14 protein-coding genes are annotated in these 18,946 nt (G+C 70.7%); 7 read left to right on the forward strand and 7 right to left on the reverse strand.

The window, feature by feature from the left end; genetic code table 11:
* Positions 1–53: 53 nt before the first annotated feature.
* The 3 genes from FRANEAN1_RS23065 to FRANEAN1_RS23075 form a co-directional block, all read right to left on the reverse strand.
* Entirely contained in the window at positions 54–1,250 is a 1,197-nt protein-coding gene (locus tag FRANEAN1_RS23065; RefSeq protein ID WP_020462221.1) for a cytochrome P450, read from the reverse strand.
* A gap of 260 nt (positions 1,251–1,510) precedes the next feature.
* Complete coding sequence (locus tag FRANEAN1_RS23070; protein WP_198145661.1) at positions 1,511–2,953, reverse strand: aldehyde dehydrogenase family protein; 1,443 nt, start codon at positions 2,951–2,953, stop codon at positions 1,511–1,513.
* A 480-nt stretch (positions 2,954–3,433) separates the two neighbouring features.
* On the reverse strand, positions 3,434–4,162 hold the full coding sequence (locus tag FRANEAN1_RS23075; RefSeq protein WP_020462223.1) for a TetR/AcrR family transcriptional regulator: 729 nt from the start codon (positions 4,160–4,162) through the stop codon (positions 3,434–3,436).
* A gap of 1,114 nt (positions 4,163–5,276) precedes the next feature.
* Here FRANEAN1_RS23075 and FRANEAN1_RS23080 point away from each other — a divergent pair.
* The 7 genes from FRANEAN1_RS23080 (at position 5,277) to FRANEAN1_RS23110 (ending at position 14,734) form a co-directional block, all read left to right on the forward strand.
* On the forward strand, positions 5,277–6,629 hold the full coding sequence (locus FRANEAN1_RS23080; RefSeq protein WP_020462224.1) for an ABC transporter substrate-binding protein: 1,353 nt from the start codon (positions 5,277–5,279) through the stop codon (positions 6,627–6,629).
* Between the two features lie 131 nt (positions 6,630–6,760).
* Complete coding sequence (locus FRANEAN1_RS23085) at positions 6,761–7,567, forward strand: ABC transporter ATP-binding protein (RefSeq protein WP_020462225.1); 807 nt, start codon at positions 6,761–6,763, stop codon at positions 7,565–7,567.
* Between the two features lie 34 nt (positions 7,568–7,601).
* A complete protein-coding gene (locus FRANEAN1_RS23090; protein ID WP_020462226.1) occupies positions 7,602–10,424 on the forward strand; it encodes an ATP-binding cassette domain-containing protein in 2,823 nt (940 codons plus the stop codon).
* Complete coding sequence (locus FRANEAN1_RS23095) at positions 10,421–11,356, forward strand: alcohol dehydrogenase catalytic domain-containing protein (protein ID WP_020462227.1); 936 nt, start codon at positions 10,421–10,423, stop codon at positions 11,354–11,356. Before FRANEAN1_RS23090 ends, FRANEAN1_RS23095 begins: the two co-directional genes overlap by 4 nt.
* A 100-nt stretch (positions 11,357–11,456) precedes the next feature.
* Positions 11,457–12,008 (forward strand): VOC family protein, encoded by a 552-nt coding sequence (locus tag FRANEAN1_RS23100; protein WP_020462228.1) that lies wholly within the window; start codon positions 11,457–11,459, stop codon positions 12,006–12,008.
* A gap of 114 nt (positions 12,009–12,122) precedes the next feature.
* The gene (locus FRANEAN1_RS23105; RefSeq protein ID WP_020462229.1) at positions 12,123–12,980 is read left to right on the forward strand and encodes an SDR family oxidoreductase; all 858 of its coding nucleotides are present in this window, start codon (positions 12,123–12,125) and stop codon (positions 12,978–12,980) included.
* 278 nt (positions 12,981–13,258) lie between these two features.
* The gene (locus tag FRANEAN1_RS23110) at positions 13,259–14,734 is read left to right on the forward strand and encodes a DEAD/DEAH box helicase (protein ID WP_020462230.1); all 1,476 of its coding nucleotides are present in this window, start codon (positions 13,259–13,261) and stop codon (positions 14,732–14,734) included.
* Between the two features lie 146 nt (positions 14,735–14,880).
* On the opposite strand, the gene FRANEAN1_RS23115 is transcribed toward FRANEAN1_RS23110, so the two are convergent.
* From FRANEAN1_RS23115 to FRANEAN1_RS23130, 4 genes are all read right to left on the reverse strand, one after another.
* Positions 14,881–16,071, reverse strand: a complete 1,191-nt coding sequence (locus FRANEAN1_RS23115; protein WP_020462231.1) for an amidohydrolase family protein — start codon at positions 16,069–16,071, stop codon at positions 14,881–14,883.
* A 117-nt stretch (positions 16,072–16,188) separates the two neighbouring features.
* Complete coding sequence (gene dmpG / locus FRANEAN1_RS23120) at positions 16,189–17,199, reverse strand: 4-hydroxy-2-oxovalerate aldolase (RefSeq protein ID WP_020462232.1); 1,011 nt, start codon at positions 17,197–17,199, stop codon at positions 16,189–16,191.
* Entirely contained in the window at positions 17,196–18,122 is a 927-nt protein-coding gene (locus FRANEAN1_RS23125; protein ID WP_020462233.1) for an acetaldehyde dehydrogenase (acetylating), read from the reverse strand. The genes dmpG and FRANEAN1_RS23125 overlap by 4 nt, the downstream gene beginning before the upstream one ends.
* A gap of 4 nt (positions 18,123–18,126) precedes the next feature.
* On the reverse strand, positions 18,127–18,939 hold the full coding sequence (locus FRANEAN1_RS23130) for a fumarylacetoacetate hydrolase family protein (RefSeq protein WP_020462234.1): 813 nt from the start codon (positions 18,937–18,939) through the stop codon (positions 18,127–18,129).
* Between the last annotated feature and the right edge of the window lie 7 nt (positions 18,940–18,946).

An 18,946-nucleotide genomic window follows, 5' to 3' on the forward strand; every position in this document is an offset into this window, starting at 1 on the left:
CCCTGCTGCGGCGGCGAAACGGTACGAAGGGACTCTGACGCCGAAACGGTCGGTCAGCCGATGCGGACGGGCATCTTCTCCCAGCCCCGCACGGTCGAGGTGCGGGCCTGGACCGCGTTGTCCCAGTCGACCTCCCAGTCGGGGAAGCGCTGGAGCACCTCGTCCAGCGCCACCCGGCCCTCGAGGCGGGCCAGTGCGGCACCGAGGCAGTGATGGATGCCGTAGCCGAAACCGAGATGGCGACCCACGGAGCGGTGGATGTCGAAACGGTCGGGATCGGGGAAACGGCGCTCGTCCCGGTTGGCGGAACCGTTGAGAAGAAGAACGACGCTGCCCGCGGGTATCGTCCGGCCGTGCAGTTCCACCTCGCGTTCGATGTACCGTGCCTGTACCGGGGAGGGCGCTTCGTACCGCAGCACCTCCTCCACCGCGTTGGGAATCAGTGATCGATCCGCGGCGAGTTCGCGGCGCTGGTCCGCGTGTTCACCGAGGAGCTTCCCGACCCAACCGACGAGCCGTGCCGTCGTCTCGTTCCCGGCACCGGCCAGAAGGTTGATGTAGGCGATCACCTCATCCCGGGTCAGCGTGCGGACGGTCCCGGTCTCGTCCTCGAACTCCGCGTTCATGAGTTCCGTCATGAGGTCGTCCGAAGGATGTTCCGCCCGCCATTCGATGTAGTCGACGAACGCGCCGTCGATGCCGATGTCGGGTGGCCTCGGGTTATCCGGGTCCTCGATACGCAGATTGTCGTCGAAGAGGCTTCTGATCGCCTCCTGGTCCTCCTCCGGAATACCCAGGAGATAGCCGATCGTGCGCATCGCCATGTGCGTACCGAGGTCCCCGATGAAATCAAAGCCATCGGTACCGATAAAGGGGTCTAGTGCACGGCCGCAGAATTCTCGGACCTTCGACTCGACGGCGTTCATCTTCTTCGGTGTGAACACACGGGCCATGACACCGCGGTGGGCGTGGTGCACGGGAGGATCCTCGAAGAGGATGTTCCCGGAGGGTATGGGGACGTTCGCCTTGATGATCTCCAGGAGGGTGCCCCGCCCAGACAGGAAGGTGCCCCATTCGCTCAGGGCGCGTTCGACGTCCTCGAAGCGGCTCAGCGCGTAGAATTCGTACTTCTCATTGTAGTAGATCGGCGCCTCGTCGCGCATCCGCCGCCACACCGGGTAGGGGTCGGCGTCGATCCGGAAGTCGTAAGGGTCATAGTAGACGTCACCTAAATGGCTGGCGAGTGACACGGTTACTCCTGCACTGGGGCGAGCGGGTTTTCCGGAACGGCCCCGCGCCTCGGCGCCGGCATTCCCGGGGGTAGTCGTCACGGTGGTTGTCTGGGCACGCCGTCGGCGGCGGACTGCGCGGTTCCGCTGATTACGAGCGTGCCGCTGGGCCGCAGGTCGCGTATCGAAGCGGGAAGGACGGTCCGGCGGCTTTCGTCGCCGCCAGTGGCGCCACCGGCATCACTGGCACTTGCGGGATCTGCGGGATCTGGCGGCCGAGACTAGGCCTTCGGCCAGGCGAGGGACTTGGTCTCCAGGTACTGCTCGAATCCCGGCGTGCCGTTCTGCCGGCCGATCCCGCTGTGCTTGTAGCCCCCGAAGGGCAGGTCCGCACCGTAGGGCGTGCCGCCGTTGACGCACATTCCCCCGGTGCGCACCCGGCGGGCCACGGCGAACGACCGTTCCAGGGATCCGGAGAAGACACCGCCGCTGAGTCCGTACACACTCTCGTTGGCGATCCGGACGGCATCGTCGTCATCGTCGAACGGAATCACCACGAGAACCGGCCCGAAGATCTCCTCCTGGGCGATCGTCATCGAGTTGTCCACATCGATGAACAAGGTGGGCTCGACATACCAGCCGGCGGGCAGGTGCTCGGGCCGACCGCCACCGAGCGCGAGCGTGGCGCCCTCCGCCACCCCCTTCTCGATGTAGCCGAGCACGCGAGCCCGCTGCTTGGCCGAGATCAGCGGGCCCATCATCACGTCCGGGCGCTGCGGGTCGCCGTAGGGCACCGCCGCGAAGGCGGCCTTCAGCACCTCGACGCCCTCGGCATAGCGCGACCGCGGCAACAGCATCCGGGTCTGGACGGCGCAGCCCTGACCGGCGTGGTAGCACACGCCCAGGCCGGCCATGAGCGCGCTCGGGAAATCCGCGTCGTCGAGGACGATCGTCGCGGACTTGCCGCCGAGCTCGAGGAACACCCGCTTCAGCGTCGCGGCGCCCTTCGCCATGATGCGCTGCCCGACGGTGGTCGATCCGGTGAAGGAGATCAGGTCGACCTGCGGGGAGAGCGTCAGTTCCTCGCCCACCAGGTGGTCCGAGGAGGTGACGACATTGACCACGCCGGGCGGGATGTCCGTGCGCTCGGCGACCAGGCGGCCGATGCGGGTGGCGTTCCACGGCGTGTCCGGAGCGGGCTTGAGCACCACCGTGTTGCCGGTGGCGAGGATCTGGCCGAGCTTGTTGAGGGCCACCTCGAAGGGGAAGTTCCACGGCACGATGGCGCCGACCACACCGGCCGGCTCCTTGCGGACCCGCCGCCGGTTGAGCACGCCCATCGCCATGCCGTCCGGGAGATCCGACTCCCAGGGGAACTCGTCGATCAGCTTCGCCGGGTAACGAAGCGCGCTCTCCAGGGGATCATCGAGCTGCGGGCCGCTGGTCACCATCCGCGGGCAGCCGACTTCGAGGATGAGCTCCTCGCGCAGCTCCTCCCGCTCGCTTTCCAGCGCGTCCTGCAGCTGTTCGAGGCAAAGCTTGCGGAAGGCATGGTTCGTCGACCAGTCGGTTGTGTCGAACGCGCGGCGGGCGGCCGTGATCGCCCGCCGCATCTCCACCGTGGAGGCGTCCGCCACCTGGCCTAATAACTGTTCGGTCGCGGGGTTGATGTTGTCGAACCGCTTACCCGAGTCGGCTTCGACGAGCTCGCCGTCCACAAGCATCCTGGACTCGGACCTGACATCGGTCACCGCGGTCACGGTGATCTCCTCTCGCCCGCAGGCAGAAGTACGCCCTGGTGTAGCAGTAGTACGCCGGTAAGTGGTGGTGGGTGGTAGGCGTGACGGTGGAGTCCGCATCCCGCGCCCCGCCTCTCCCACGCTCTTCACAACAGGAGCTGGACGACGTTCCGTCCGACACCGGGAGCAGCGCTCACGCCTGGTCAGACCGCCACGTCAGGTTCTCGGCGACGCCGCCCGAGGAGATACCTGCGCGGGCGTGACGTCGCGGGTGGGTTGTGGGTCCGTATCCGCCCGGGGACGCGAGGCGGGTGCCGTCTGGTGGTGCGGGAGAGCGGGTGATCTGGTCTCGACACCGAGTCGCGTGCGGTGTCGACATCGGATCGCGGGAACGGTCCCCCGCTGGTGTCGTTGGTTGGAGTCCGCTGATCAGCCGGGACGCCGGTCGCGCCGGGACAGGGCGTACTAGCCGCTGTCGTCGCGCCGGCGGCGCTTCTTGGGGTCACGAAGTTGCAGCGCATTGATGAAGATCTTGGTGATCTGGTCGACGGCGGCGTCGAAGTCGTATCTCGAGCCGTCCTGCACGAGTGACTGTTCGGCGAACCGCAGTGTCATCGTGGCGAGTGCGTCGGTCGCGATAACCGGGTCCAGGGTCGCGTCCGCCAGGCCGCGTCGCTGGAGCTGTTTGATCGAGGCGGCCATCTCCTCGCAGTGCCGCTGGTAGAGCTCGCTCCAGAGCGCGTTGATCGGCTCGTTGTACCGCGCCACCTGCTCGATGACGTTCATGATCCGCGCTTCTTTGCGGTGTGCCTCGAAACGGATCCGGATCGCCTTCGTGAGGCGCTCCCGCGGTGTGGCGGTGGAAGAAGGATCAAGGATGACGTCCATCCCCGAATTGAGAGCATGATCTATCGCAGTGACCACCTCCCGGAGGATGTCCTCCTTCGAGTCGAAGTAGTGGTAGAAGGCGCTGTGGGTCAGGCCGGCACGCTCGCCGATGTCGGAGACCCGCGCGTCATGGAAGCCTTTCTCCTCAAAGACGGTCTTCGCGGCCTCCACCAGTCGGGCCCTTGTCTCGGCCCCGCGGCGTGAGCGCGGCAGGTCGTCGTCCCAGCGCTGTGTCCTGAGCTGACTGTCGGCGCCGGAGCTCCAGACCGGTTCCGCCGCCGGCTTCGGCTGGGGAACTGCTGTCATCGGTACTCCTCCAGGGCCATCGGGTTGGTGCACCGCGAGTGCCAGGTCCGGCGACGTAGTCGAACCCCACGCCCGCATCCGCCTCGAGCCAGGGTGTGCGGGCGGGCTTCGGTCGGCGCCCGCCGGCACCCGCTCACCTTCGGCATCTCCATCACCGCTCACCTGTTCACGGGGTCCCGGTCTGCCGCCGCTGCGCGCGGTCGTCGGGCCGGTGCCCCTCGCCGGCCTGCCGACGAGCCCGTTCACCAAAACTGACATGATCCTGAAAAAAAATCGACGATCATGTCTGGAAAGTTGACGATAATGTAGACGCTCTCCGGGCGGACAGCAAGCGCCTTCCGAACGGTCGCAGGCGGTCGACCGATGGCAACCGGCCCGCCTACCAGGCGCTGAACAGCAAGCCATGCCGACGGACGGACCGCGGGCGGGACGGACGGACCGGACCACGGGCGCCGGCACGGCGGGCCGCACCGACACTGCAGCTACCCCGCGGGGACCCCGGCGCCCGGATGCGCGGCCCCCGACGCAGCCGGCACATCTCCGGTACCCCCTCCGCGCCTGGGGACGGGAATGCGAGGAATAACCAACCGAAAGCGGCATTTCTGGAAGAAGCCGGCAAGGCGGGCGACGGGCGGAGATCAGCCGCGCACACATCTGCGCAAGGCGACCGATCGGCCGCCCAGAGTCACAGCCACCGGCCTCTTGACTTCCGGATCGGAAAATGTAAGCCTTCCCACACGTTCCGGCCGAACCGACAGGCAGTCGCGCCGGCGCGGCCCAGTAATTGTTCACCTGCCGGCTGACGCCGGCAGGTGGAACTGTCGCGTACTGGACCGCAGCCGACCTGTCGCGGCCACTTCAGCCACCACAGACCGCCGGCGGCCATATTCACGGTCGCCGCCACGGGACACTTCGCCGCACTGCGTTCTATTTGGCGTCACCGGCATTCCAACCGACCGGCGGGCAGTATCAGCCGCTCGTTCAACTTCACTTCCGCAGGCGCGGTCCGGCGCGCCGCGAATTTCGGCTGCGCCGAAGAGGCCGTCGTCGCGTAAAGCGCCGCGACGGCCGGGCCGCCCGCGCAGCGACTACCCAGAGGAAGGTCGTCCAAGAAATGAATCCGAGGAAAGGCCTCTTACCTGTGCTGGCGGCGGCGCTCGCCCTGGTGGCCGCCTGCGGGAGCGGCGGGGACGGCGGCGACAGCAGCGCGGCGGCACCAGGCACGGACGCCGGGACGACGGCTACACTCTCGCGCTCCTCCGCGACGCAGCCCGCCACCTGGAAGACCCTCCCGGTATCGGGCAGCCTGCCCTGCTCCGGCCCCTCGCCCGACCCGACCCGGGGGATCACCCCCACCAGCATCAAGGTTGGCGGGATCGGCACCCTCAGCGGCGGCGGCACCTCCACCTACCAGGAGGCGGACCTCGGCGCCCAGGCCCGGTTCGCCCGGGAGAACGCCGCGGGCGGCGTGTTCGGCCGCACGATCGATTACACCGGCATGGTGGACGACGCGCAGAACGCCCAGCAGAACGCCGACGCCGGGAAGAAGCTGGCCGAGAACGAGAAGGTCTTCGCCGCGGCCCCGGTGACGACCACGATGGCGGGCTACGTCGACGCGCTGTGCGAGAACGTGGTGCCGGCGTTCGGCTGGTCGTTCAACAGCGGGTTCTGCGGCCGGGCGAACACCTTCGGCTTCACCGGCTGCCTGCTGCCGGACAAGTACAACTCGATCCAGGTCGGCCCGTACGTCGAGCTGCTGTCCGGGAAGTCGGACAAGAGCGTCGTGCTGCTCGGCGTCGACAACTCCTCTGCCAAGCAGGGCGTCGCCGACACCAAGGACGCGCTGGAACGGGCCGGGCTGGACGTCGTCATGACCAACACCACCCTCCAGTACGGGCAGCCGCCCTCGGACCCGTCCTCCCTGGTCCGGCAGATCATGACCGCCAACCACGGCAAGCCGCCGGCGCTCATCTACCACGTCACCGACTTCGTGAACGTGACCGCGCTGGCTCAGACGCTGACCGCCGCCGGCTACCAGGGCATCCAGACCAGCTCGGTGGGCTACGACCCGCGGCTGACCGGCCTGGAGGCGCTGAACAAGACCTACACGAGCGTTCAGTGGCTGCCGTTCGAGGAGACCGCCAACCCGACGGTGCGCCAGATGACCGACGACATCAACAAGTACGGCAAGGGCGCCAAGCTGTCGCTGACCTCGGCGATGGGGTGGCTCTCCGCCGACATGCTGATCTCCGGTCTCAAGGCGACCGGCAAGGATCTCACCGTCGACAAGTTCCTGAGCACAATGAACAGCCCGGACTACCACTACGGTGACGGCATCTTCATCGCTCAGTCGACGTGGCCGGAGAATCATTTCTACGGCGCGCCCTGCAGCGCCTCCACCCAGTTGAAGGACGGCCACTACTCGCTCGCCGTTCCGCTCGTCTGCAACAACCCCTACGCCGAATAGACCGGCACCCGTGCGAAGCGGGCGGAGGGCAGAAATCAATCCCTCCGCCCGCGGAGCGATCCCAGTCCGCGCGGGGGCCGGGTCTGTCCCCCGCTTCCTGGACCGTTACGGGCCCGCAGGGGCGGAAAGGAGTGGGTGTGGTTGCGACCAGCACCGACAGCAGCGTCGCCGGGGTGACCACGGAACCGGCACTGGAGGTCCGTCACGTCACCAAGCGCTACGGCGGTCTTACCGCCATCAGTGATGTGTCCCTGCGGGTGGACCCCGGCGAGGTCTGTGGCTTCATCGGCCCGAACGGCGCCGGCAAGACCACCCTGTTCGACATCATCTCGGGCCTGACGCCGCCCACGTCGGGCGCAGTGTTCCTCGACGGAGTGGACGTCACCCGGCAGCTCCCAGAACGCCGGGCGCGTTCCGGCGTGCGTCGTACCTTCCAACGCGCGCAGCTGTACAGCCGCCTCTCGGTGGAGGACAACGTCCTGACCGCCATGGAATGGCGCGGCGGTGGGGGCGGGCTGCTCGCCGACCTGTTCGCCGCGCCCGGGCGGCGGCGGCGCGAGGCCGAGCGGCGGGAGTACGCGCTGTCGGTGCTCGCCGCCTGCGGGCTGGCCGACCTGCGGCACAAGCCCGCCGGTGCGCTGCCGATCGGCCAGGCCCGGCTGGTGGAGCTGGCGCGGGCGATCGCCGACCGACCCCGGCTGCTGCTGCTCGACGAGCCGACGTCGGGGCTGTCCGCGCACGAGACGGAGCTCTTCGGCGAGCAGATCCAGCGTCTGCGGACGACCGGCGTGGCGGTCGTCCTCGTCGAGCACGACGTCGGCTTCGTCATGGGCCAGTCGGACCGGGTCGTGGTGCTGAACCTCGGCTCCGTCCTGGCCGAGGGCACACCGGACGAGATTCAGGCCCACCCCGCCGTCCGAGCGGCCTACCTGGGCTGACCGCCAGACCGGATCTCCATCGAAGGGCCACACAATGGAGGAGTTCCTCAACCTCATCGTCGGCGGCGCCGTCGCCGGCGGTCTCTACGCCATCCTGGCGGCCGGCGTGGTCTTGACCTATCAGACGTCGGGCATCTTCAACTTCGCGCACGGTGCGGTCGCCTTCGCCACCGCCTATCTGTTCGTGCAACTCAATGTCACCGCCGGCGTGCCGGTCGTCCCCGCGGCGATCATTTCCATTCTTGTCTTCGCGCCGCTGCTGGGCCTGTTACTGGACAGGCTGGTCTACCGGCGGCTCGCACACGCCCCGTTGGCCGTGAAGATCGTGGTACCGATCGGGCTGCTGATCGCGGTGCCCGGGCTCTGCCTGTTCATCTCCAGCCGGCTGAACCTGTGGTTCCACCTGGACATCGCCGGCATCGAGGATCTGTTCCTGATCCCCGGTCTGGGGCCGACCCCGAAAAAGACGTGGACGCTCGGCGGGGTGCTGCTGGACAGCAACCAGATCGCCGTCTTCGGCGCCGCTGTGCTCACGGCCGTCGGTCTGTGGGTCCTGCTGCAGCGCACACGGCTCGGGCTCCAGATGCGGGCCGTGGTGGACCGGCGGAGCCTGGCCGCCCTGCGCGGCGTCGATCCCGACCGGACCTCCGCCGTGTCGTGGATGCTCGGCAGCTTCCTCGCCGGGCTCGCCGGCGTGCTGGTCGCCCCGATCTTCACGCTCAACACCCCGGTGTTCACCACGGTCGTGCTGATCTCGACGCCGGCCGTCGTGTTCGCCCGGTTCCGCTCGATGCCCCTCGCGCTCGCCGGCGGCCTGCTGATCGGCGTCCTGCAGAACCTCATCGTCGGCTACGCGGACTTCGCCCAGAACATCTCCGGGTTCAGCACGTCGGTGCCGTTCATCCTGCTACTCGGGCTGCTGTTCGTGTTCGCCGTGGACCGCAGCCGGCGGGCCGGCGCGCACGCCGACGACGACCCGCCCCCGCCGTCCTACGGGACGGAGTCGAAACGCCGCAAGGTCGTCACGTGGACGGTGTGGAGCGTCGTCGTCCTCGTCTTCGCGCTGTTCGTGGCGGACGAGTACTGGCAGTCACTCATCATCCGCGGGCTGGCGCTGTCGCTGGTGCTGCTCTCGTTCACGGTGGTGACCGGAGTCGGCGGGATGGTCAGCCTCGCGCAGGCTGCGTTCGTGACCGCCGCCGGCATCACGGCCGGCTGGGCGGTCAGCCACCACTGGCCGTTCGCGGTCGCGCTGCTCCTCGGCACCGCGGTCGCCACCGCGATGGGCGTGCTGGTGTCGCTGCCCGCCCGGCGGCTCGGCGGACTGCCCCTGGCGCTGGCGACCCTGGCCCTGGCGTACCTCTGCCAGAACCTGTTCTTCCAGCTCAGCGGCGTGAGCCGGAACGACTTCGGTGGGTGGGTGCTCAGCCCGCCCGCCCTCGGGCCGGTGGACCTCGCCGACCCCCGCTCAATGATCATTTTCCTGTCGGTCGTGCTGGGTCTCGCCCTTCTCCTGGTCAGCAACCTGATCCGGTCGAGCTCCGGCCGGGCGATGGCCGCGCTGCGCTCCACCGAGCCGGGCGCGGTGACCATCGGCATCTCGGCGGGCCGCACGAAGACCGCGGTGTTCGCCCTGTCCGCGGCCATCGCCGGGTTCGGCGGTGTGCTGCTCGCGAGTTCGTCCGGGCGCATCACCCACCTCGACTATCCGGTCGAGACGGGCCTGTTCTGGCTCGCCACGGTCGTGCTGTTCGGGGTGCGCCGGCCGGCCGCGGCCGTGATCGCCGGGCTGAGCGCCGCCGTCAGCCCCGAGATCCTCAGCCACGTCGCGGAGACGTCCTACCTGCCGCAGGTGCTCTCCGGCCTGGCCGCGATCAACCTGGCGCAGAACTCCGACGGCATCCTGGCGCTCACCGCGCAGCAGCGGTTCGAGCGTCGCCGCAGGCGGCAGCAGCGGGCGCTGCGCCGGGAGGCCGCCGCCACGGCGGCGACCCCGGTCAGCGCGACCCCGAACAGCGCGGCTGCGGTCACCGCGCCGGGCACCGAGGCCTCGGAGGGTGCCTCGACCGTGCTCGAGCTGCGTGACGTGCACGCCGCCTACGGCGCCGTGGAGGTGCTGCACGGGGTCAGCCTGACGCTGCGGGCGGGCGAGGTGCTCGCCCTCATCGGGGCCAACGGGGCCGGCAAGTCGACGATCTGCGGGGTGGTCACCGGCGGCGTCCCGGTGACGCACGGCACCGTGCGGCTCGACGGCCAGGACGTCACGGGGCTGCCACCGCACCGCAGAGTCCGGCACGGCGCCTTCCTCATCCCCGAGGGCCGCGGCATCTTCCCCGCTCTGACCGTGGACGAGAACCTCTCCCTGTGGCTCCCGTCCGCCGATGACCGGGACTCCGCCTACCGCCGCTTCGCGGTGCTCGGCCGGCGCCGCGGCCAGCTCGCCGGATCCCTGTCCGGCGGCGAGCAGCAGATGCTGGCCCTGGCGCCGGCGCTGGTGAGGCCCCCCGCCGTCCTGATCGTGGACGAGCCCTCGCTCGGCCTGGCCCCCCTCGTCGTCGCCGAGGTCTACGCCGCCCTGGAGGAACTGCGGGCCACCGGGACCGCGATCCTGCTGGTCGAGGAGAAGGCCCACGACGTGGTCGCGCTCGCCGACACCATCGCCTTCATGGCCGTCGGCCGGGTGGCCTGGGCGCAGCGGACCGCGGACGTCGACGCGGACCTGCTGGTGCAGTCCTACCTCGGGATCAGCGACACGCCGGCCGGGCCCTCCGGGTCACCGGCAGCCCTGGCCGGCAGCACGACCGGCCCCAGCACGACCGGCCCCGCCGTCCCGCAACCCGCGAAGGAGCGTCCATGAAAGCCGTACGTGCAGCCGAAGGCGGCGTGCGGCTCGTCGACCTCGACGAGCCGCCCGGCACCGGCGAGCTCCTGCAGATCCGCTCGGCGAGCATCTGCAGCTCCGACCTGGGCTACATCAGCGGAGGCAGCCGCCACATCCTCGGCCATGAGCTGGCGGGTGTGCACGCCGACGGCAACGCCTACATCGTCGAGGCCCTCTTCGGCTGTGAGGAGTGCGAGCAGTGCCTCAGCGGCCTCTACAACCGCTGCCCCACGCACGGCGAGCGGGCGCTCGGCTTCAGCGCCGACGGCGGCATGGCCCAGCAGTTCCGCGTGCCCACGACCCGATTAGTCCCGTTGCCGGCCGGCCTCGACGTGCGCGACGCCTCCATCGTCGAGCCGGCGTCGGTGTCCTGGCACGGCGTCCGGATGGCCGAAGCCGCCCCCGGAGCCCGGGTCGCGGTCGTCGGCGCGGGCGCGCTGGGCCTGCTCGCCGTCGCCGCCGCCCGCCGGCAGGGCATCACCGACATCGCCATCGAGGCGCGCTACCCGCACCAGATCGAGGCCGCCGAACGCCTCGGCGCCATCGGCCCGCCCAAGGGCCAGTACGACGTCATCATCGAGGCGGCGGGCAGCCCGGCCAGTCTCGCCCGCGCCGTGGAGCTGCTGGCGCCCGGCGGTACCGTCGTCGCCATCGGGGTCTACATGGGCACCGTCGAGGTCGACTGGCTCACCGTCTTCCTCCGCGAGGGCCGTCTGCTGTCCTCTCTCGGCTACTGCCGCCACGAGAGCGGCCGCGAGATGGAGGACGCCGCGGCCATGCTCGCCGCGGACCCCGAGATCGCCCGCGCCCTCATCACCCACCGCTTCCCGCTCGAGGAGGCCGAGGAGGCGTTCCGGGTGGCGAGCGACCGGAAGTCGGGCGCGATCCGGGTCGTGCTGGAGCCGTGAGGGGGCACCCCCGGTCCCCCCGGCGCGCCGGGATCGGCCCGCCGCCGGTCCCCTGTCCTGCGGGCCCGTCCCGCACGTCCGTCTATGCAGAGGAGCACCGATGACCCCGACCTCGGAGGTGGCCGCCCGGCCGGCCGTCCTGCCCGGCGCCGCCCGCCAGATCGGCTACATCGTCCGCGACATCGATCAGGCCGTGCGCAGCTGGCTGGAGCTGGGAGTAGGCCCCTGGTACGTCCTGCGCGGACAGACGCAGACCGGCCTCTACCGGGGCCGGTCCTGCACGGCCCCGCTGTCCATCGCCTTCAGCAACACCGGTGACCTGCAGGTCGAACTGATCTGCCAGGAGGACGACACCCCGAGCATCTACACGGAGTTCCTGCGCTCGGGGCACGAGGGGTTCCATCAGCTGGCCTGGTGGACCGACGACTTCGACGCCACCATGCGGTCCGTGGCGGCCGCCGGGTGGCCCGTCGTGTGGTCCGGCGACGGCGACGGCGCGGCTCGCTACGCCTACGTCGAGCCGCCGGCCGGGCCCGCGACCATCGTCGAGATCATGGAGGTCACGGCCGCCACGGACGGCATCGCCACGCTGGTCCGCCAGGCCGCGCAGGACTGGGACGGCAGCGATCCGATCCGCACGCTCAGCGTGTAGGCCGCCCGCCGACGTGCGCGGGCCCGGTTCGGGAGCACCCGGCCGGCGCCCCGCCGTCGGCGGTCCTCGCCCCACGCTTCGAGCGGTCACACCACACAGGGAAGTGGAGGAGCCTTGACCAGGAATGGCACCCGGGCCGCCGGGACGGTGGGCATCGTGACCGGTGCCGGTCGCGGGATGGGCCTGGCCTGCGCGCAGCGCCTCGACGGCACGGTCGACGCGTTGCTGCTCGTCGACCGGGACGAGTCGGTGACCGCGCTGGCGAAGCGGTGGCCGGCGAGCACGACCACCGTCGAGGCGTTCGTCCTCGACGTCACCGACCGGGAGGGACTGGACCGGCTCGCGGCACGGGCCGGCGAGCTCGGCACGCTGCGCGCCGTCGCGCACGCCGCGGGCATCTCACCGACGATGGCCGACTGGCGCCGCATCTTCGCCGTCGACCTCGTCGGGACGGCGCTGCTCGCGGCGGCCCTGCGCCCGCTCACCACCGCCGGGACGGCGCTGGTGTGCTTCGCCTCCATGGCGCCGTACCTGCAGATCAGCGAGGCCAACCCGGCCGCCGACGCCGTGCTGGACGACCCGCTCGACGAGAACTTCCTCGACCGCCTGCACGAGGCCCTCGGGCCCCTCGTCGAGGACCCCGGCATGGCCTACTCGTGGGCCAAGCGCGGGGTGCAGCGCTTCGCCCGCCAGGAGGCGGTGCGGGTCGGTCCGCTCGGCGGGCGCGTCTGCTCCCTCTCCCCGGGGATCATCGACACTCCGCAGGGCCGGCAGGAGGCCGAGACCCACACGATCATGCAGACCCTGGTGGACCAGACTCCGCTCGGCCGCATCGGGCAGGCGCAGGACGTCGCCGATGTCGTCGCCTTCCTGCTGTCCGACAGCGCCCGCTTCGTGACCGGCGTCGACATCCTCGTGGACGGCGGCATCTGCGCCGCGCTGAGCGGGTCGGCGGCCGCCGCCACCCAGTAGGGCTTTGTCAGGTGCGACGCACCCTGGGTGGGGCCCACCGCTGGCGCGGCCACCAGCGACGGCCCGTTGCCCGCCGACGGCCTCACCGCACTTGTGGGCACCGATGCGGCGCACGGACCAGCTATGCTGGCTCCATCAGCTCGTCGAGCTCCTGCCGCGAGTTGTCCGCGCGTCGTAGCACCCGCTTCTCAGCATCGGGCCTCCGCTCCGCGCGTAACCGGCCGAGATCCTCGGATCCCCGGTTGTCGGCGGGACACCCGCACAGATAGAGATTCTTCTTGTCTTCGTTCACCGATCTTGGCGTGCCCGCGCGCCTGACCGATGTTCTCACCCGTCTCGCCATCGAGACCCCCACCCCCATCCAGCGGGCGACGCTGCCGGACGCGCTCGCCGGACGTGACGTCCTCGGCCGCGGCCGCACGGGGTCCGGCAAGACGCTCGCGTTCCTCCTGCCCGTGGTCGCGCGGCTGTCCGGCGGGCCCCGGGCCCAGGCCGGGGCTCCGCGCGCGCTGGTTCTGGCGCCCACCCGCGAGCTCGCCGCGCAGATCGACACGGCGCTGCGACCGCTGGCCGCCGCGGCCGGCCTCACCTCGTGCACCGTGTTCGGCGGCGTCGGTCAGGAACCGCAGGTGGCCGCGATCCGGCGGGGTGTCGACATCGTCGTGGCCTGCCCCGGCCGGCTGGAGGATCTCCTCGCGCAGGGGCGCTGCTCGCTGGCCCAGGTGAAGATCGTCGTGTTGGACGAGGCCGACCACATGGCCGATCTGGGGTTCCTGCCCGCGGTGCGCCGGCTGATCGGCCAGACCGCGGCCGGTGGGCAGCGCATGCTGTTCTCGGCGACCCTGGACAAGGCCATCGACACCCTGGTGCGCCAGTACCTCAGCAGGCCCGCGGTACACGAGGCCGACTCCGCCCAGTCCCCGGTGGGCACGATGGCGCACCATCTGCTGCACGTCGAGCGGGACAGCCGGCTTCCCGTGCTCGTCGACCTGTCCAGCGCCCCGGGCCGCGCGGTCGTGTTCACCCGCACGAAGCACGGCGCCAAGGCGCTGGCCCGCCAGCTCAACCGCGCCGGCGTGCGCGCGGTCGAGCTGCACGGCAACCTCAGCCAGAACGCCCGTACCCGCAACCTCGACGACTTCCACACCGGCCGGGCCTCGGCGCTGGTCGCCACGGACATCGCCGCCCGCGGCATCCATGTCGACAACGTGGCACTCGTGATCCACGCCGACCCACCGGCCGACCACAAGGCATACCTGCACCGTTCCGGGCGCACCGCGCGTGCCGGCAACAGTGGCACCGTCATCACCCTGGCGACCACGGAGCAGATCCGTGAGGTCACGCAACTGGCCCGCGCCGCCGGCATCAGGCCGACGACCACCCGGGTCGCCTCCGCCGCTCACCCGATACTCGCCACGCTCGCCCCCGGCGCCCGGTCGCTCAGCAGCCCCGTGGTCGCGGCACAGGCGGAGACCAGGAGCACTCCAGCCCAGCGCCGGCCGGTCGGTGAAGACCGCGGCACCGAGCCGACGCCTCGAACGGGCAGACGGCGTGGACGCCGCCCCGCCGGCAACCACGGCGGCCGCGCCGCCGACCACGGCCGCCGCGCCGGGCGGTCCACGGCGTCCCGATCGCCCGCGGTCACGGCTCGTACCAGCTCACCCGAGCACGAGGCCGGCCCGTCACCCGCGAAGCGGTCCAGCTCGCGACCGACCCACAGCGCCGCGGCGTTCAGCGCACGCCGCGCCCGCTGACCGGACCCGGTCACACCCACACACCCTGAGCCCGGGTCCGCTCGGGCGGCGTCCTCGCAGGGCGGCGCTCCCACCCCGGTGGGAGCGCCGCCCTGCGAGGTGTCCCGGGGACGGGTCCGTGATCCGTCCCCGGGGAGCCGGTCCGGCTAGGCCGGGACCGAGATGTTCATCAGCCGAGCGAGGTTGCCGCCCATGATCTTGCGGGTGGTCGCCTCGGGCAGGTGCTTGAGCTCGTCGAGGTAGGTCAGCGGGCTCGCAAGCCCCTCGGGATGCGGGTAGTCGGAGCCGAACAGCACCCGGTCCTCCCCGATGAGCTCGGCGAGCGCGCCCAGGTCCTCCTCCCAGAACGGGCTGATGTTGATGTTCCGCTTGATGACCTCGATCGGGTCCTCCGCGAAGTCCTGCGGCAGCTTCTTGTAGAGGTCCCTGATGGACAGCAGCAGCGGTGCGACCCAGCTGCTGCCGTTCTCGACCACGGCGATCTTCAGCCGGGGGAACCGGGACAGCGCGCCGTGGCAGACCAGCGCCGCCACCGCGTCCTCCACCGGGCGCCAGGCCTGCAGCATCCGGAACGCGCTGGGCTTGAACGGCAGCATCTCGGAGCTGGTGCCCGTCCAGTCGCTGTAGTACCGGTCGTAGCCGCTGTCCGACGAGTGCAGCGTGACCAGGATGTCGGCCTCCTGCACCCGCTCCCAGAACGGGTCGAACTCCGGCAGCCCGAACGAGCGCGCGCCGCGCAGGCCGGGTACCGGTGCCGGACGGATGAGGATCACCCGGGCACCCCGCTCCAGCACCCACTCCAGTTCCTCGATCGCCTTCTCCACGATCGGCAGGGAGATCACCGGGGTGGTGAAGATGCGGTCAAGGCCCTCGTAGTTGAACTGCCAGGTCTCGTACAGCCACTCGTTGAGCGAGTGGATGACGGCATGGACCAGGTCCGGGTCGTCCCGCATCCGCTCCTCGATGAGGCTGGCCAGCGTCGGGAACATCAGGGTGCGGTCCAGGCCCTGCTCGTCCATGAGCTTCAGCCGGGCGGCCGGCTCCCGCCAGGCGTCGATGCAGCGCACCGGCGCGCCGAAGATCTCCCGGTAGGACTTGCCCTCGGGGTTGCCGTGCCGGTAGTAGTCCTCCTGCGCGCCCGGGCGGGCGACCACGTCGAAGGTCGGATTCGGGATGTAGTCGCTGATCTGCCCCCGGACCACGATCTTCGTCCGGCCGTGGACGTCGACGTAGTCGACGGCGCCCTTGTAGCGGGCCGGGAGGAACTTCGTCAGCGCGTCCTTGGTCTCGTACAGGTGGTTGTCGGCGTCGAACACCGGGATGTCGTTGGTGGGCATCATGGCCTCCTCGGGCACACGAAAAGCAGCATGCGGGGGTATGACACAGAGAAAAGGAAACGCGGAAACGGCGGAGCGATGAACGCGCCCTGCGGGCATCCGCCCGTTGTCGCGGGCCTACTTGGGCTGTATCGCCAGGGCGATGTCGACGAGCATGTCCTCCTGGCCGCCGACCAGCTTTCGCCGGCCCGCCTCGATCAGGATGCTGCGGGCGTCCACGCCGTAGGTCTCGGCGGCGATCTCGGCGTGCCGGAGGAAACTGGAGTACACGCCCGCGAAGCCGAGCGTGAGCGTCTCGCGGTCGACCCGGACCGGACGGTCCTGCAACGGCCGGACCAGGTCCTCGGCCGCGTCCTCCAGCGCGAGCAGGTCGCAGTCGAGATCCCAGCCCAGCAGCAGCGCGACCGCGACGAACGGCTCGATCGGGCAGTTGCCGGCGCCGGCTCCCTGGCCGGCGAGCGACGCGTCGACGCGGTAGGCGCCCTCCTCGACCGCGGCGAACGAGTTGGCGACCGACAGCGAGAGGTTCTCGTGCGCGTGGATGCCGATCTGGGTGTCCGGGCGCAGGACGTCGCGGTAGGCACGGACCCGCTCGCGCACGCGGTCGGTGGTCAGCCGGCCGCCCGAGTCGGTGACGTAGACACAGTGCGCCCCGTACGACTCCATCAGCTTGGCCTGGGCGGCCAGCTCGGCCGGCTCGGCCATGTGGCTCATCATCAGGAAGCCGGAGACGTCCATGCCGAGCTCGCGCGCCGCGGCGATGTGCTGGGCGGCGACGTCCGCCTCGGTGCAGTGCGTCGCGACGCGGACCGAGCCGACCCCCATCGCGTGCGCGCGGCGCAGCTCGGCGATCGTGCCCACGCCCGGTAGCAGCAGCGTGGTGATCGTCGCCTGCGAGGCGTTGGTGACCGCCGCCTCGATCCACTCCCAGTTCGTGTGGCTGCCGGGGCCGTACGTCAGGCTGGAGCCGGCCAGCCCGTCGCCGTGGGTGACCTCGATCGCCCGGACGCCCGCCTTGTCGAGAGCGGCCACGATGGCGCCGACCCGCTCCGGGTCGACCCGGTGCCGGATGGCGTGCATGCCGTCCCGCAGGGTGACGTCCTGCAGATAGATGTTCGGCCCGCTCATGCCGTCACCTCGGCTCCAGCGATGCGCTCGGCGACCCGCACGGCCGCCGACGTCATGATGTCCAGGTTGCCGGCGTAGGCCGGCAGATAATGAGCGGCGCCCTCCACCTCGAGGAACACGCTCACCTTCCAGCGGACGTCGACCGTGTCGTCCGGCAGGAGAATGCGCATCTCGGCCGGGTCCACGGGAGTGAACTGCACGTCCTGCTTCAGGCGGTAGCCGGGCACGTAGGCGGCGACGTCCGCGATCATCCGGTGGATCGATTCGGTGACCGCGTCCCGGTCGACGTCGCCGACCAGGCAGAGCACGGTGTCCCGCATGATGAGCGGCGGCTCGGCCGGGTTCAGGATGATGATGGCCTTGCCGCGCCGCGCGCCGCCCACCGACTCCAGCGCGTGCGCCGTCGTCTCGGTGAACTCGTCGATGTTGGCGCGGGTGCCGGGCCCGGCGGACTTCGACGCCACCGTGGCGACGATCTCCGCGTAGGCCACCGGGGTGACGCGTGAGATCGCCGCGACGATCGGGACGGTGGCCTGCCCGCCGCAGGTCGTCATGTTGACGTTGGGGGCGCTCAGGTGCTCGTCGAGGTTGACCGCGGGCACCACGAACGGCCCGAGCGCCGCCGGGGTGAGGTCGATCAGCCGCCGGCCGTACGGGGCCAGCGCCGCGGCGTTCGCCCGGTGCGCGTTGGCGCTCGTCGCGTCGAGCACGATGCCGGCCTGTTCGAACTCGGGCATCGCCAGGAGACCGGCCACCCCGTCGGACGTCGTGGCGACGCCCAGCCGCCTGGCGCGGGCGAGGCCGTCGGACTCCGGGTCGATCCCCACCATGGCCGCCACGCTCAGCGACTCGGACCTTCGCTTGATCTTGATCAGGAGGTCGGTGCCGATGTTCCCCGACCCGATGATCGCCACCTGCTGCACGGTTTCAGCCTTCCTTCTCGAACGTCGCCGTTACCGGGCCCAGGGGGCCGACCTCGGCTTGGATCACGTCGCCGGGCTCGATGGGGGCCAGCGGACCGAGCGCCCCGGACAGGACGATGTCGCCGCCCCGGAGCGGATCCCCGAAGTCCAGTGCCGTGCGCGCGAGCCACGCCAGCGCGCTGAGCGGGTCGCCGAGGCACGCCCGCCCCGTCCCGGTGCTGGCCGTCACGCCGTTGCGCAGCATCCGCATCGACACGTCGGCCGGAGTGAACTCGTCCAGGGTGAGATGCCGGTCACCCAGCACGAAGACGCCGCTGGAGGCGTTGTCCGCCACCGTGTCGGTGATGCGGATCCGCCAGTCCGCGACCCGGCTGTCGACGACCTCGATCGCCGCGACCGCGCTGCCGACCGCCGCCCGGACGGCGGCGGGCTGCGGGTCGACGATGTCCGCGGCGAGGATGAAGGCGATCTCGGCCTCGGCTCTGGGCTGCAGCAGCCGACCGAACGGCACCGTGGCGCCCGAGGCGTAGTTCATGTCGTCGAAGAGCACGCCGAAGTCGGGCCGGTCCACGCCGACCTGGCGTTGGACGGCCGGCGAGGTGAGACCGATCTTGCGGCCGACGACCCGCGCGCCACGGGACACCCGCAGCGCGGTGAGCGCCGACTGCACCGCGTAGGCGGCGTCGATGTCACTCGGGCCGATCAGGTCGGCGACCGGCGCGCACGGAACGTGCTCGACGGCCGCCCGGTCGAGCCGCGCGACGGCGGCCTCGATCGCCTCACGGCCCACGCCGCCAGTCACAACGCTGCCAGTCACGCGGCAC

This window comes from Parafrankia sp. EAN1pec, assembly GCF_000018005.1.
Taxonomy (GTDB): domain Bacteria; phylum Actinomycetota; class Actinomycetes; order Frankiales; family Frankiaceae; genus Parafrankia; species Parafrankia soli.